Below are 14,120 nucleotides of genomic sequence, written 5' to 3' on the forward strand. Positions count from 1 at the left end.
TAGACTGCCGGTTCGATTGAATAACGGTACAGTTCCTAATGAAAATATTGGTTGTCGACGATATCTACGAAAACAGGCTATTGCTCGACAAATTACTGAGCAGGATGCAGCATGAAGTCATTTTGGTCGAAAATGGGGAGCAGGCGGTTCACGCTCTGGCCAGCGTAAATCCCGATCTGATTCTGATGGATATTATGATGCCGGTCATGGATGGCCTTGAGGCTATCAAAGCGATTAGAGAGCGAACCCTGGAAAAGTGGGTGCCCATTTTTGTGCTCAGCGCGCTAGCCGATGACCAAAATGTCCTGGATGGGCTGCAAGCCGGTGCTGACGACTATCTGCAAAAACCGTTCAGTCGCGCCGTTCTTGCCGCTAAATTGGGTTCGGTGCAGCGTGTGATCGATATGCAAAATCTGATTATTGCCGATACTCAGCTACTTAAAGCCTATCGCGACGAAAACGAAGCGGAGCAGCAGTTTTTACAGAGTATTTTTGAAAGGTTAATTAAACAGAGCGATCTGAAAGACGATCATTTGCAGTTTTGGTTATTGCCGGCCAAACGCTTTAGCGGCGATTTGATTTGCGCCAGGCGCGTCAGCAAGCAACAAATTTACTTTATGCTCGCCGATTCGACTGGCCACGGCTTGGCGGCAGCGTTACCGACGGTGATTGTCAATCAGGCATTCCAGGCGATGACGAAAAAGGGCTTGGCCGTACCCATCATCGTCCGCGAGATCAATCGCCTGGTGCACAGCCAGATGCCGACGGGCCGTTTCGTGGCTTTGGTATTGGGCATGATAGATGCTGAAAAAAAGTCGGTTGAGTTGTGGAATGGCGGCTTACCCGATGTTTATGCGCTGGATGGCGATGGCAAGCCGGCTCACACCTTTCGTTCCTCACACCCCTCTGCCGGCATTCTCGATAACCGGCAATTCGACGATACTTGCGAAATCTGGCATTGGCGCGAGGCTTGCGAGTTATTTATGTACTCTGATGGTTTGACCGACACCCTGGGTCCTGACGGTGGTTTATTCGGCCAAGAGCGCGTCCTGCAGATTCTCAGAACGGCACCGCCTGGCGCTGAAGTGGCGGCGATACAACAGGCCCTGGAAGCGCATATGCTGAACCGGGAAGCGCAAGACGATATTTCCTGTATGGCCATTCGCTGCCGCTGAAGTTTTCGACGTTGGGCCGGCTGGTTTTTATTTCTGGAATCTTTTGGGCTGTTAGATTGAATGCTGGCGTCAGGCTGTAAAAAGCAGACTCAACTAATTTGTCTATACTCAGAATCTCGCGGATAACCCATTCAGCAGGCACGGCTCGGTACGAGTCGGACTGCTAGGTTTTCGCTCCCAACTTCATGATTCTTTGAAAACAGCAACGTGGACTTAAAACAGCATATTCTGCAAGCCGCCATTCTCATCGTCGACGACGAACCCGCTAACGTCAAATTGTTGGAAAAAATTTTGCAGCGCCAGGGTTATCGGAATATTCAATCGACCTGCGATTCTCGCGAAGTGACTTCTCTGTGTGATACCACGCGATTCGATGCCTTTTTGTTAGACATCCGCATGCCGCATTTAAGCGGCTTCGATGTCATGGAACAATTGCAACAGCGTTTCAGAGACGACTATTTACCCGTGTTGGTGCTCAGTGCGCAACCGGATATGGAGACCCGCTTGAAAGCTTTGAGTTTGGGGGCTAAGGACTTTTTGACCAAGCCCTTCGATCAACTGGAAGCCGTTACCCGCATCCACAATCTGCTGGAAGTGCGCTTGATGCATAATCAGATACGCGATCAAAACCGCCTTCTTGAACAACAGGTAAAAACCAGAACCGACGAATTGTATCGTACTCGTCAGGAAGTCATACGCAGACTGGGGCTGGCCGCCGAGTATCGGGATAACGAAACCGGCAACCATATCATTCGCATGAGTAAATATGCGCAGCTGTTGGCTTTGGCGTATGGCTTAACTGAGCAGGAGGCGGAAATTATTCTAAATGCGGCGCCGATGCACGATATTGGTAAGATAGGTATTCCGGACCGGATTCTGTTAAAAACCGGCAAGCTCGACCCCGAAGAATGGCGGATCATGCAGACCCATGTGCAAATAGGCGCCAATATTTTATCCGGCTCGCCGACAGACTTGATGCGGGCCGCGCGCACCATTGCCCAACATCACCATGAAAAGTGGGATGGCACCGGCTATCCGAATGGCTTGCGGGAAGAAGATATATCTATTGCCGGCAGAATTTGCGCACTAGCCGACGTATTTGACGCGCTGACGTCGCAACGGCCGTATAAGCCGGCCTGGGCGGTAGAAGAAACGTTGGCTTATATCGCCTCGGAATCCGGCAAACACTTCGACCCTAAATTAGCGCCGCTGTTAAAAAAGAATTTGCCGGAAATTTTGATTATCAAAAGCGAATATGCAGACGCCGAGGTTATTCGGGATTTGAACTGATCGCGGGTTGTTTTAAGTATTTAAGCTGTGCGAATCGATTCCACACCGCTGATCAGCTCGGATGATGCCAACTCCATGCCGCGTTTGAAATAATCGCAGGCTTGATCCTTGTCGCCTTTGCTAAACAATAATTCGCCCAATAATTGATAGGTCGCCACCGACGCTTCGGTATTCAGGCTTTTCAACAAATACTGTTCGGCTTTCTCCATTTGCTCGGCTTTCAAAGCCAACTTGCCCAGCACTCTTAACAACACTGCGTTGCTGGGGTAAACCGCCAGCCATTGTTCGATTGATTGCAATTGCTTGGCCTTATCGTCGGCTTCAATATTGGAAACCAACACCAGCAAGGTGTCGTCCCAATGCCGGCCCAATTGCTTGAGCATCGCCGATTCCACGCTACTGCCGGCGCCGGCGGCAATCATTGCCGCAAAATAGATGTTGGCGATACCCGGCAGAGTCTTAATGTGATCGGGGATGCCTTCCCAGCACGTTTGGATCGCTTGGCGGTCACCCTGGGCGATGGTTTGTTTCAGCAGTCGGCTAAAGGTTTCCGTTTCCAGCAACTTAACTTCGGTTTCCATCAACACTTTATGCTGTTGCAGCGAAGGCAGTATCTTGCTCAAGCCTTCCCAGTCGCCAAGATGTTGATACGCCTGATGCATCATTTTCAAAACCCGTGCATGGCCCGGATTGATGGAGTGCAACTTGCCCAGCGTTTCCAAGGCTTGTTCGAATTGCTTCTCGGACAGGTGCAATTCGGCTTGGGTCAAGCCGACGGTCATATTGGTGTCCGGGGATTGTTCGCTGGCTTTTTGCAGATATTCATCGCGCTTGTCCAGCGCACCGCGCGATTGTGCGGCTCTGGCGGCCGTCAAGTAATGTAGTAATGGTGCACCGCTATGCGCGGCATGCTTGATCAGCACTTTCTCCGCACGCTCCCAATTACCGTCTGCTGCATCGAATAAGCCGGCAACCAGGGCTTCCTGCGAGCGATTAAAACGGATATTGCGGCGGCGCTTGGCAAATTGGTTGGGCATGCGAATCAACACACCCATCAAGCGGAAAAAATTGTAGAGAACGAAAAAACCGATTACTTGCGCGACGGCGAATACGGTCAAAGAGGTTTCCAGCGACCAGTGGCCGAAACCGATTAACACATAACCGGGATCGTTTTGTTTGACCAGCCAGCTGTGTAGCAAAAACGCCACCAGAACGGCGCAAAGCAAGGAGCCTAGAAAATACATGAGATTTTTCATAATGCCACTCGCTTATTGCTGGTCGGCAGAGGGTATTGCCGGCGAGGCCGTTTCCGCTGGCGGATTATTCAGCACGGCTTTATCGGATTCGATACGCAATTTACTGATGTCTTTCAGCAGCTTTAACGAACCGCTAACATCCGGATATTGGCTGCGGATTTGCACACTCGCCAGTTTGTCCAGTTCAGCCACGAAGTTATCGGTTTGCTGATTTTCCGCGAAATTTTTCTTCAGCCATTGTTTGGCGTCGGCGATGCTGCTGGCAAACAAGGTATCGTTTTGTTGTACCAAGGCAATTTCGATCATTTCCAGCCTGACTTTCAACTGCTGCTTGATAAAGTGCGCTTCTTCAGGGGTCAGGATGGCGTTGACAGGTTGTTCGGTGTGGCGCAACACGACATAGCCTTCCAGCTGTTTGGCGACCGTATTCAAGATTTCATGGCCGTGTTCTGATAAGTCGCTATTGGGTTCGGGCTTTTCCGGCTGCTTGCCTGCGTGCGGCAGAAACACCGATAAACCTTCCACTGCGTCTTGTAAGTGCTGGATGCCGCTGTAGATGCCGACGATGTCCGGTACGGTCGCACCGTTTAACAAGGCGATTTCCTTGGCAATTTGCTCACGGACCTTAAATACCGCTGCGTCGCCGCTTTCTCTTAGCCGTTGATCGGCCGCTTCCAGCGCTTCGCGGGTGGTGGTGACGTCACCGACCAAATGCAAACGCTGATTGGCAACGGTCAACAGATATTCGGCATCGGCCAGTAGCCAGTCGCCGCGGGTTTTACCCAGCTGCCGTTGCAAAGCCACAATGGAGGCTTCCAGCTCTTTGCGCGCCGTGCTCAGGCGCTCATCGTGCAACTTGGAAAAATCAGCCAATGTTTCATTAAAGTGGTTATCTTTGCCGGTCATTTCGGCATTGACGTTGGCGATTTGCGTTTGCACGCCATTTAGCTGTTCGCGCAGGCCGTTAAGTTCTTTGTCCAGTTCCAGTATCTTCAGGTTATCCTGATTGTTTTCGGTATCTTGACTGAAGCGCAATTGCTGGAAAAAGAAAAAGCCTGCACCCGCCAAAGCAATCACCAATACGATAGAGGTGATGCCTATCCACAATCCGGCGTGAGACTTTTTAACCACCACTACCGGAGCTGGATTTTCTTGTTGTTCTTCAATTACTTCGGCCACTGTTTTCCCCGTTAAATAACGTCGTCAAGGTCTCTAAAATCGCTGCATCCGTGGGCTGTGCGCTCACTGCAATCTGTTTAAATCCGAAATCTTCGGCCGCTTGGCCGATCCGCTCGCTCACGACGACTAAAAGTATCGATTTCAACGATACTATCGACTCGTCATCCAGCATCGCCAACAAATTTTGTAACGCTTCGACGCTGGTGATCGTCACGGCGTCCAGCTTCCCTTGGGCTATGCTTGTCCGCAATTCCGTGCTGTCCGCCATCGGCTGTTGGCGACTATACACTTCCAGATAACTCGCTTCCGCGCCGCGGCTGCGCAAGCTCTCCGCCAGTTTCTCCCTGCCACCGACTCCGCGCACAATGACGCAGCGCATGCCGGCGACAGCGTGCAATTCAGGTTCAGCCAACAAGCCTTCGCTGTTGAATGCGCTGGCCGGCACGCAATCAACCGGCCATTCCGCTTGCTGCAATGCGTTGGCGGTTGCGGCGCCGACAGCCGCGACTTTGAATTTACGCAAGGCCGGCATTTTGCCACCGAACGCCTTGATAGCAAAATCCACCGCGTTGCTGCTGGTAAAAATCAGCCAGTCGCCGGCGGCGGCTTGGCCCAGCAAATTCGGATCGGGCTTTACCCCGACGATTTCCAGTGTCGGAAAACGTACCGCTATACCGCCGCATTGTTCAATTAAAGTACACAAATTCTCAGCTTGTAAGGCCGGGCGCGTCACCAAAATGCGGGCTCCGTTTAAAGCGGAATTCACTGATACAGCTCGCTCAATATCCTGTCAGCGCCTTGCGCCAATAAATCCTCGGCTACGGCCTTGCCCAACGCTTCGAAGTCCGTCAGACTGCTTTCCGCCTGGGCTCGGTACAATAAAGAACCGTCGGGGCTGCCGACCAGGCCGCGTAGCAATAATCGCTCGCCTTTGATTTCAGCAAAACCGGCAATCGGTACTTGGCAGCCGCCGTTCAGTCGGGCATTCATCGCTCGCTCGGCGCCGACCCGGATGCTGGTGTCCTCGTCGTGCAATACCTTTAAATACTTATGAATCTCGGCGTCGTCGATCCGGCACTCGATGCCGATAGCGCCTTGGCCCATGGCGGGGAGGCTTTCCGTCGGTTGCAATTGAGCGGTGATTCGTTCGCCCATTCCCAGACGTTTCAAGCCGGCCGACGCCAGGATGATTGCATCGTATTCGCCGGCATCCAGTTTCGCCAGACGGGTGTTGACGTTGCCGCGCAAACTCAGGATTTCCGCATTCGGGAATTTTTCCTTGATTTGGCATTGGCGGCGCAAGCTGGAGGTGCCAATGCGCGCGTTAGCGGGCAATTCGGCCAGGCTGCGATAGTGATTGGAAACAAAGGCGTCGGTCGGATCTTCTCTGTCCAGAATTACCGCCAGATGCAAGCCTTCCGGAAACTCCACAGGTACGTCTTTCATGGAATGCACTGCGATGTCGGCTGTGCCTTCCAGCATGCCTTGTTCCAGTTCCTTGACAAACAAACCCTTGCCGCCGACTTTGGCTAGCGGTGCGTCGAGAATTTTATCGCCGCGGGTGACCATTTTGACCAATTCGGTTTGTAAGCCGGGAAATGCTTGTTGCAGCCGTGCCGCGACATGCTCGGCCTGCCACAAGGCCAGCGGGCTTTGCCGGGTAGCGATGCGAATAATTCTGTCTGCCAAAACTGCTCCTGCCGATTGCTGGCGGGCGTCTAAGCTGCGCCCTTTGTTGAGAATAAATGTTGTCTATTGTAATCCGATTTAGGGGGGAAGGTGGGTAGAAGTTATAAGCGTTGCAGAGACGGCGGGAATGGGGCGAGAGAATTGGCTTCAAACGTTGTTCTTGGTTAAAGTTCTCTAATTTCAACAATCAGACGAATTTTAAATTCGCGTCCATTGGAATATGTACGAACTTTTACTACTCCTAGCGGGAGCAGCTATTGCGATTTATATCGCTGCTCGGTGGTTGATATATTTTGTGCAGATCAATTCTTGGCTAGCCTTATCTCTGGCCTTGTTGGTGCTGGTTTTGTTTTCAGTCGGATTATGGCTAAAAGTCCGCGTCTGCGGTTACATATTGGCCGCCATTGCCAGCGCCGTCTGTGTGTTTGCGCTTTCAGGGAATATTAGTGTTCTGTTTCCCTATTAACGAACGAATGCGTATTAATCAGGCAGTGCCTACCTAATCTCAAACAACTCAAAATGCTCGCTTGCGGCATGTGAACTGACGATTACCTCGGAAACTTTCGCCAACATCGGCCCTTTGTGACACCACGCCAACAGTTTTTGCAAGTCTTCAGGATGGCCGGTGGCGACGATTTCCACCGAGCCGTTGGCCAGATTTCTGACAAAACCTTTCAAATTCAATTTCACCGCCTGCTTTTGGGTATAGGCGCGAAAATACACGCCTTGGACCCGGCCCTTGACGATGATGTGTAGACACTCGCTCATCGCGTAATCCTCCAGCAATAATGAATTTTTTGGTCGCGGGCGAAATCCTCCGGAATGGTTTTCGCGCTGATGTCTTCTATCTGCAAGTCCGCCAAGGCTTGTCTATCGAGTTTGAAGCGGCGGAAGTTGGTGGAAAAATACAGCACGCCGTCCGGAGACAGTAAGGCCGTAGCATTGCGCACTAAGTGCAGATGATCGTTCTGAATATCAAAGGCTTCGTCCATTTTCTTGGAATTGGAAAAGGTCGGCGGATCGAGAAAAATCAGGTCGAATTGCGGCTTGTCCTTGGCGCCGGCTTGTTCCGCCAGCCATTCCACACAATTGGCGCGCAGCAGTTTGTGATCACCTTGGATGCCGTTTAAATCAAAATTGCGCTTGGCCCAGTCCAGATAGGTGTTGGACATATCGACCGTGACGCTGGACGCCGCGCCGCCGACTGCCGCATGCACGCTGGCGCTTCCGGTGTACGCAAACAGGTTCAGGAAACGCTTGCCCTTGGCCTGTTTTTGTATCATCAATCGAATCGGCCGGTGATCCAGAAACAGGCCGGTGTCCAAGTAGTCCTCAAAATTCACCCAAAACTTGCAGCCGCCTTCCTCGACCACATGAAAGCGGCCGGATTCGCCTTGTTTTTCGTATTGATCGGTACTTTTCTGCTTGCGGCGAATTTTCAGAAATACCTGTTCCTTGGGTATCTCCAATACTTTGGGGATTTCCATCATCGCCCCGGCTAAACGCTGATTAGCCTTGGCCGGATCGATGGTTTTCGGCGATTCGTATTCCTGGACGTTGACCCAAGTCTTGTCCCCCTGATAAACGTCAACCGCCACCGCGTATTCCGGCAAATCGGCATCGTACAGCCGGTAACAATTAACGTGGTTTTGCTTGGCCCACTTGCCGATTTTTTTCAGATTCTTGCGCAGGCGATTGGCGAACATCTCCGCCTGATTGTCGGGCTGCTCGGTTTCGGTGCGCCGGCTGATTTGCTCGATGCGTTCTTGCTGGGATTTGGCTTTGGGTTCGAAGAAGGTCTGTTCTTCGATATTAAAACGCAGCAATTTGCACTCCAGCGCGCCGTTGAACAAGGTAATCGGCTTTTGCGAACGTACGCCCAATCTAAAACCCAGTTCCGGATTGCTGATGATCATCGCCACCTGCCAGCCGACGAAGCGCTGTTTTAGTACCTCTCCAAAGCGGCGATACAATTCGGAAGTTTCCGTCTCGTCGCCCAATCGTTCTCCGTAGGGTGGGTTGCAGGCGATCAGGCCTTTGGGCCAACTTTCCGCCGCTGTCGCATCGGCGATGTCGCGCCGTTCGATATGAATCTTGCCCGCCAAGCCGGCGTTTTCAACATGCTGCAAGGCGGCTACCACGGTGCGCCGATCCTGATCGAAACCGACGATGACCGGCATTTTGCTCAAGCCAATATCGCGGCGTTGCTTGGCTTCGTCGAGCAGGCTTTGCCACAACTGCGCATCGTGTTTTTTCCAACCCAGGAAGCCGAAGTAATCACGCTGCAAGCCCGGCGCATAGTCTGCAGCGATCATCGCGCCTTCTAGCAGCATCGTTCCTGAGCCGCACATCGGATCGAGCAAGGATCCGCCTTGCTCGGCGATTTTCGGCCAGCCGGCGCGCAGCAAAATTGCTGCCGCCAGGTTTTCCTTGATCGGCGCGGCGATGTTGACGTCACGGTAGCCGCGCTTGTGCAAGCTCTCGCCGGATAAGTCCAGGCTTAGCTGGGCAGTTTCGTTATGCAGATACACATTGACGCGAATGCTGGGCCGGTCGGTATCGATATTGGGCCGCTTGTTGAACTTGGCGCGCATCTGGTCGACGATGGCGTCCTTGACTTTCAAGGCGCCGAAATGGGTGTTGTTAATGGCCGGATTGTTTTTGCTGCTAAACGATACCGCCAGGCTGTCGTCCGGTTTGATGTGTTCGAACCAGTTGATCTTTTTGACGCCATCGTACAAATCCTGCTGGGATTTGACCTCGAAACTGCTCAAGGGCAGAAACACCCGGTTGGCGGTGCGCGACCACAGGCAGACCCGGTAAGCCAGTGCCAAATCACCCTCAAAAGCCACGCCGGCCATTTTTTCGCGGACGTTTTGGCCGCCCAGGGCTTTGATTTCGTTGGCAAGGATGCCTTCCATCGCTTTAGGCGTGGTGGCAAAAAGTGGGTATTGGCTCATGGTTGACGGCTGGGTACGGAATGGCTGGCTAGGATACTAAAATGTGCTGCGACTGCGGCGGATATTTTTATAGCAAAATTGCAAACCACGGTTCCATTCGACATCGTTCGCCCGGTCTGCCGAACGATATGCCGGTGATGACTTGGGTTGGGATAATAGCAAGTGCGCCAATCGCGAGCGCTACGCACCACTCCGGCTCGTTGCTCGTTCTGACTGTCGATAGCCCGGGTGCTTGTGTCTCGGCGCGCTGAGACAGATACCCAATCAATCAATAGTTGTCGAAGCGGTTTACAATCGCTTCGGCAAGGTGGCGCGCTGAAATGCTAAAGATTTGAGGTGGAAACCAAATTTTATAGTGGCCGATTTATTGCTTGATAAGTATTAATGTTCTGCAACTCTCAAGATGGTCCTGGCTATGCATCCGCAAAAATACTCCGAAACCTACTACGACCCGCACCAACGCATCCGCGCCTGCAAAATCACTCCCGGCGAATATTGTGTCACCAATTCCGGCGAGCTTATTGTCACCGTGCTGGGGTCCTGCGTGATTGCCTGTATCCGAGATAGGCGGCGGGGCATAGGCGGCATGTATCAATTCATGGTGGTGAACGTCAACGAAGACCAGCCGCTCAATCAACGCATGGAGAACATGGCTAGTAACGGCATGGACAATTTCATCAAGCACCTGGTCGGCATGGGTGCGGAAGAGAGCGAGTTGGAAGCCAAAGTGTTTGGCGGCGGTAATATTCTTAACGGCATGCAACGCAACAATGTCGGCGCGCGTAGTGCGCAGTTTTTACGCAGTTATCTGGCCGGCCGGAATATTCCGGTCCTGGCTGACGACATGCTCGGTATCTATCCCCGCAAGGTGTATTTCTTTCCGGAAACGGGGGAGGTGTTGGTGAAAAAACTCAAGGATATAAAAAACGAAACTATTTTGCAGCGGGAGCAGGAATATTCTCACAGGCTGTTTGCTAGGGTGTTGGCGTAGGGGATTTGTGTTTTTGTGTCGCTGGCGTGACGGCTGATTTTGAAGTCGGGTCTCGGCCCGACAGCCGAGATACTTTCTTTTGCTTGGCCAAAAGAAAGTATCCAAAGAAAAGGCCACCCGGATGCCGCTTTGATCCTGCGCGCCGGAACTTTTATCGAGGGTCGGCAGAAGGGGCTTCCCAGCCCCTCCGCCGACGTGCGGCATCCCTGCCGCACCCCTTCGGGCTATTCTCGATAAAAGCTCCGGTGCTCGGCGCGGCATGCGGGAGAAAACCCTCGCGCGATTTGCGGGGTTTGAGTTTGCAAAAATGTAGCCTCAGGGGAGTAGCTCCGAATAGCGAAGCGTATTCGGAGGAATGGAGGTCGCTCTAGCATCGTTTGGCTTATTAGCCACAACGCAGAGCAGCGTAATCCAACATGCGTCCGATTACGCTGTGCTAATCAGAATCTACGGCTCTAATTATCTTTAGGTGTAAGTTCGACATCAATCTGTTGAAGCACTTGATGCAAGTCATGATTTAGCTCTTTCCATTTGTCAATTATCTCTGTCATGGATATGAAATAAGGTTTGAAGCGAGGCAGGACCATAAGCGCCTAACGTGGGGCTAAGGGGCGCGGAGCCTGCATTGCAGGCGGAGCGTCCCTCTTAAGCGCAGTGTTAGCCATAGTTCGGTTAATCAGCCGCATATTGCGGGGTGACGCCACCGCGATAACCAGTGGGGATTTGCGCTTTGCAAACAGGGCAAGCGTAGTGAACCCACTTTTGAGAATCCTCGACCGGATTAAGGATGGACTTGCGCCCAATCTCGTAGCAGTTTGTACATATCAAATGCGGTGGTTCGGAGTTGCTCATGGATTCTATAAGAGCATAGGCAACACCGGCAGACCAGGGTTGTACCAGTTTGTACCTTTGCTTTTGTGTGTCCCATGCTTTTACGCGAGCAATTTCTTCTTTCAGTGCGCGTATTTCCTCAACCATCGCAGATTGGTCCGCATTAGCAGAAAGTGCATTTCCTTGGGCGGACAGAATGGCGCTCTGAAGTTCAATTACTTTTCCCTGAACTTCGGAAAGCGTCTTGAGTTCAAGGAGGCCCTTTGCGATGTCACCAGCTACCTTGAGTCCGGAAATCGTACCTTGGATAAGAGACAGGTCCATAGTGGCTCCGATATTGAAGTGGATAACAAGTGATTACATAGTTTCTGGATATCTTCATGAATCCGGTGATATACATATTCTGTGAATTCACGGGATAGTCTAGCTGGAAAAAGGATTCGGATTTTGTTCGAGCCAAAACAATATTCCTACAGGGTTGAGGCTGAAAATCGAATTAGGTTGGTTTGGTTTGGTTTGGTTTGGTCTTCGATTGTGGGATGGGTTTATCCCGTATGCCGCGCCGAGCACCGGAGCTTTTGGCGGGACAAATCGGCAGGATAGCCGATTTGCATGCGCAGCACCCGAAGGGCGAGGTACAGGGAGGTACCGAGTGAATAGCCCGAAGGGGCGCCGCAGGGATGCGGCGCGTTGACGAAGGGGCAGGAAGCCCCTTTCGTCAACCCCCGGCAAAAGCGAGGAGCGCAGGGAATAAGCGGCGTCCGGGCCGCCTTTTCTTTGGATACTTTCTTTTGGCGGAGCAAAAGAAAGTGTCTCGGTTGTCGGTCCGAGAACCGACATTAAATCAAACCGTCGCGTTAGCGACACCTCAATAAAGTCTTAAGCCAACAAACAACCGTTAGTTAAAAAGACAAAACAAACTCAGTTGACCTTAATCAACTCAACATCAAAAATCAGCGCCGCATTAGGCCCAATATCCCGTCCCGCGCCACGCTCGCCGTAAGCCAGGTTAGAAGGAATAAAGAAACGGTATTTCGCGCCTTCTTTCATCAATTGCACGCCTTCGGTCCAGCCCGCGATGACGCGGTTCAATGGGAAAGTGGCGGGTTCGCCGCGGCCGTAGGAGCTGTCGAATTCCTTGCCGTCGATGGTGGTGCCTTTGTAATGGACGGTGACGTTATCGGTGGCTTTGGGTTGCGCGCCGGTGCCTTCGGTGAAGACCACATATTGCAGACCGCTGGCGGTGGTTACCACGCCGGCGGTTTTGGCGTTTTCGGCCAGAAATTTTTCCCCGGCTGCTTTATTTTCGGCTGGGGTTGGGGCGTTGGCGTTGGCCAGTGAGAACATAGCAAATCCTGTAATAAATGCGATTAAAATGGCGATGACACGTTGTTTCGTGGATTTCATGAAAACTCCCGATAGATGATTGGGGCGGCTAGTTTATCAGTTTTTTTGTTCCAACTCCTGCCGGCAACTTGCCAGTTGCGCGTCGTAACGCAAGGCGCGTTGATGGACTTTTTGCGCGGTATTCATCAGCCATTGCTTGGATAAAAAGCTGTTGCGCTGATAGCCGCCTAAGCCTTCGTGATAGGTTAAATACAGATTGTTGGCGTCTGAGGTGGGGATGCCCAGCTTGCGGTTGCTGGTGGCGCAATACCAAGCCACAAAGTCGCAGCTGTCGGCAAAATCTTCTCTATCGGCCCAGCCGTTGCCGGCTTTTCGCTGATAGTCCGCCCAGGTTTCGTCCTTGGCTTGCGGGTAACCGTAAGCGCTGCTGGAACGAAACCAAGGGATAAAGCCGAGAATCAATGGTCGGGGCGGTTGGGCGTCGGCGACGAAGCTGGATTCCTGATGGATGATCGCCATCTGCACCGCAATGGGGACGCCCCAGCGCCGCGCGGAGCTTAAGGTTGCTTGATACCAGTCGTCTTTTTCCCGGAAGATTTGACAGATATTTTCCGGGTTTTTCGGCGGCATGGTTGTACACGCCGATAAAACGGCTAGACTAGCCAGACAAATTATTCTGCTTTTCATATCCCAATAAATTAGATTGCTAAAAGGATTTACCTTTAAAAAGCCCTGCCAAACAGAAGGATTATTATGCCAACAACCGAAAAACGCGCCTATCGCAAAAACCTGGCTAGCCAAGGATTGCTGTATTTAGGCTTTGAAGAGCACGAAATTTGGGTCGTGAATCTGTCGCTTTCCGGCTTGCTGGCAGTGCTGAAGGTCGAGCCGCAGGTCAATGGCATCAAAGACATTTTTAATGCTTTGCAAGTTTCGCCGATAGTCGATTTTTATCTGCCGAGCATGCGCTTGGCTGGAGAGGCGGAAATGGTGCGCGCCGAAGCTACCGAGGGCGGATTTGAAATTGCCATCGAGTTTCGCAACTTGTCTTACGATACCGATAATTTACTCTACAGCCGCCGCGCCTACCGCAAAAACATGACCGCGCCCGGTCATATTGTCTTCAACGGCAATGATTATGCGTTTAATACCGAAAATGTCTCGGTGGACGGTTTGATGATACGCATGCTGGGCAGAATTGAAGTGGCGGACGGTACGGTGGCCAAATTCGATTACAAGCACTTGAATCTGGAAGGCGAGGTTAAGGTAGTGTGGGTCGATCACGACGATATTTCCACGCTGATGGGCTTGCAGTATCTGCATTTGCAACGCGACTATATCAAGGGTATTCCAAACTTTAGCTATCCGCCTCTGGAAGCCGGCTAGAACTGAGGGTTAAACC

The 14,120-nt window shown here is 52.0% G+C and carries 14 protein-coding genes; 5 read left to right on the forward strand and 9 right to left on the reverse strand.

All coding sequences use genetic code 11. The features are described 5' to 3' along the window. Positions 1 to 38: 38 nt before the first annotated feature. Both QLH52_RS00230 and QLH52_RS00235 read left to right on the forward strand, forming a co-directional pair. Entirely contained in the window at positions 39 to 1,175 is a 1,137-nt protein-coding gene (locus QLH52_RS00230; protein WP_319960165.1) for a PP2C family protein-serine/threonine phosphatase, read from the forward strand. 207 nt (positions 1,176 to 1,382) lie between these two features. After that, complete coding sequence (locus QLH52_RS00235; protein WP_319960166.1) at positions 1,383 to 2,465, forward strand: HD domain-containing phosphohydrolase; 1,083 nt, start codon at positions 1,383 to 1,385, stop codon at positions 2,463 to 2,465. A 20-nt stretch (positions 2,466 to 2,485) separates the two neighbouring features. Here QLH52_RS00235 and QLH52_RS00240 read toward each other — a convergent pair whose 3' ends face one another. Genes QLH52_RS00240 through hemC form a run of 4 tightly spaced genes read right to left on the reverse strand, consistent with a single transcriptional unit; the run spans position 2,486 to position 6,589 of the window. Beyond that, complete coding sequence (locus QLH52_RS00240) at positions 2,486 to 3,721, reverse strand: heme biosynthesis HemY N-terminal domain-containing protein (protein WP_319960167.1); 1,236 nt, start codon at positions 3,719 to 3,721, stop codon at positions 2,486 to 2,488. A gap of 12 nt (positions 3,722 to 3,733) precedes the next feature. Continuing rightward, positions 3,734 to 4,900, reverse strand: a complete 1,167-nt coding sequence (locus QLH52_RS00245; protein WP_033158549.1) for a uroporphyrinogen-III C-methyltransferase — start codon at positions 4,898 to 4,900, stop codon at positions 3,734 to 3,736. Further along, positions 4,884 to 5,666, reverse strand: coding sequence for a uroporphyrinogen-III synthase (locus QLH52_RS00250; protein ID WP_051670342.1), 783 nt, complete (start codon positions 5,664 to 5,666; stop codon positions 4,884 to 4,886). The genes QLH52_RS00245 and QLH52_RS00250 overlap by 17 nt, the downstream gene beginning before the upstream one ends. Further along, positions 5,663 to 6,589, reverse strand: coding sequence for a hydroxymethylbilane synthase (hemC, locus tag QLH52_RS00255; protein ID WP_033158551.1), 927 nt, complete (start codon positions 6,587 to 6,589; stop codon positions 5,663 to 5,665). The genes QLH52_RS00250 and hemC overlap by 4 nt, the downstream gene beginning before the upstream one ends. A 220-nt stretch (positions 6,590 to 6,809) precedes the next feature. On the opposite strand from hemC, the gene QLH52_RS00260 reads away from it, so the two are divergent. Next, on the forward strand, positions 6,810 to 7,055 hold the full coding sequence (locus QLH52_RS00260) for a hypothetical protein (RefSeq protein WP_129871327.1): 246 nt from the start codon (positions 6,810 to 6,812) through the stop codon (positions 7,053 to 7,055). A gap of 29 nt (positions 7,056 to 7,084) precedes the next feature. Here QLH52_RS00260 and yccX read toward each other — a convergent pair whose 3' ends face one another. Together yccX and rlmKL are read right to left on the reverse strand one after the other, a co-directional pair. Next, the gene (gene yccX, locus QLH52_RS00265) at positions 7,085 to 7,357 is read right to left on the reverse strand and encodes an acylphosphatase (protein ID WP_033158553.1); all 273 of its coding nucleotides are present in this window, start codon (positions 7,355 to 7,357) and stop codon (positions 7,085 to 7,087) included. Next, positions 7,354 to 9,549, reverse strand: a complete 2,196-nt coding sequence (gene rlmKL, locus QLH52_RS00270; protein WP_033158554.1) for a bifunctional 23S rRNA (guanine(2069)-N(7))-methyltransferase RlmK/23S rRNA (guanine(2445)-N(2))-methyltransferase RlmL — start codon at positions 9,547 to 9,549, stop codon at positions 7,354 to 7,356. The genes yccX and rlmKL overlap by 4 nt, the downstream gene beginning before the upstream one ends. Positions 9,550 to 9,964: 415 nt before the next feature. Here rlmKL and QLH52_RS00275 point away from each other — a divergent pair, with 415 nt between their 5' ends. Continuing rightward, positions 9,965 to 10,540 carry a chemotaxis protein CheD gene (locus tag QLH52_RS00275; RefSeq protein ID WP_033158609.1) on the forward strand — a complete coding sequence of 192 codons (576 nt, stop codon included), beginning with the start codon at positions 9,965 to 9,967 and terminating at the stop codon, positions 10,538 to 10,540. 672 nt (positions 10,541 to 11,212) lie between these two features. Here the strand turns inward: QLH52_RS00275 and QLH52_RS00280 are convergent. The 3 genes from QLH52_RS00280 to QLH52_RS00290 form a co-directional block, all read right to left on the reverse strand. Further along, on the reverse strand, positions 11,213 to 11,695 hold the full coding sequence (locus QLH52_RS00280; RefSeq protein ID WP_064006850.1) for a hypothetical protein: 483 nt from the start codon (positions 11,693 to 11,695) through the stop codon (positions 11,213 to 11,215). Positions 11,696 to 12,292: 597 nt separating this feature from the next. Beyond that, the gene (locus QLH52_RS00285; RefSeq protein ID WP_192392074.1) at positions 12,293 to 12,778 is read right to left on the reverse strand and encodes an FKBP-type peptidyl-prolyl cis-trans isomerase; all 486 of its coding nucleotides are present in this window, start codon (positions 12,776 to 12,778) and stop codon (positions 12,293 to 12,295) included. 36 nt (positions 12,779 to 12,814) lie between these two features. After that, positions 12,815 to 13,405 carry a transglycosylase SLT domain-containing protein gene (locus QLH52_RS00290; RefSeq protein WP_033158557.1) on the reverse strand — a complete coding sequence of 197 codons (591 nt, stop codon included), beginning with the start codon at positions 13,403 to 13,405 and terminating at the stop codon, positions 12,815 to 12,817. Between the two features lie 66 nt (positions 13,406 to 13,471). Here QLH52_RS00290 and QLH52_RS00295 point away from each other — a divergent pair, with 66 nt between their 5' ends. Further along, positions 13,472 to 14,104, forward strand: a complete 633-nt coding sequence (locus QLH52_RS00295) for a PilZ domain-containing protein (RefSeq protein WP_033158558.1) — start codon at positions 13,472 to 13,474, stop codon at positions 14,102 to 14,104. The last annotated feature ends 16 nt before the right edge of the window (positions 14,105 to 14,120 follow it).

It is taken from the genome of Methylomonas defluvii, from assembly GCF_033949435.1.
Lineage (GTDB): Bacteria > Pseudomonadota > Gammaproteobacteria > Methylococcales > Methylomonadaceae > Methylomonas > Methylomonas defluvii.

Bases quoted from the DNA above. Each gene is read 5' to 3' on its own strand.
- QLH52_RS00230 (WP_319960165.1), top strand. From the start codon at position 39: ATGAAAATATTGGTTGTCGACGATATCTACGAAAACAGGCTATTGCTC.
- QLH52_RS00240 (WP_319960167.1), bottom strand. From the start codon at position 3,721: ATGAAAAATCTCATGTATTTTCTAGGCTCCTTGCTTTGCGCCGTTCTG.
- QLH52_RS00290 (WP_033158557.1), bottom strand. From the start codon at position 13,405: ATGAAAAGCAGAATAATTTGTCTGGCTAGTCTAGCCGTTTTATCGGCG.
- rlmKL (WP_033158554.1), bottom strand. From the start codon at position 9,549: ATGAGCCAATACCCACTTTTTGCCACCACGCCTAAAGCGATGGAAGGC.
- QLH52_RS00295 (WP_033158558.1), top strand. From the start codon at position 13,472: ATGCCAACAACCGAAAAACGCGCCTATCGCAAAAACCTGGCTAGCCAA.
- QLH52_RS00285 (WP_192392074.1), bottom strand. From the start codon at position 12,778: ATGAAATCCACGAAACAACGTGTCATCGCCATTTTAATCGCATTTATT.
- yccX (WP_033158553.1), bottom strand. From the start codon at position 7,357: ATGAGCGAGTGTCTACACATCATCGTCAAGGGCCGGGTCCAAGGCGTG.
- QLH52_RS00260 (WP_129871327.1), top strand. From the start codon at position 6,810: ATGTACGAACTTTTACTACTCCTAGCGGGAGCAGCTATTGCGATTTAT.
- QLH52_RS00275 (WP_033158609.1), top strand. From the start codon at position 9,965: ATGCATCCGCAAAAATACTCCGAAACCTACTACGACCCGCACCAACGC.
- QLH52_RS00280 (WP_064006850.1), bottom strand. From the start codon at position 11,695: ATGGACCTGTCTCTTATCCAAGGTACGATTTCCGGACTCAAGGTAGCT.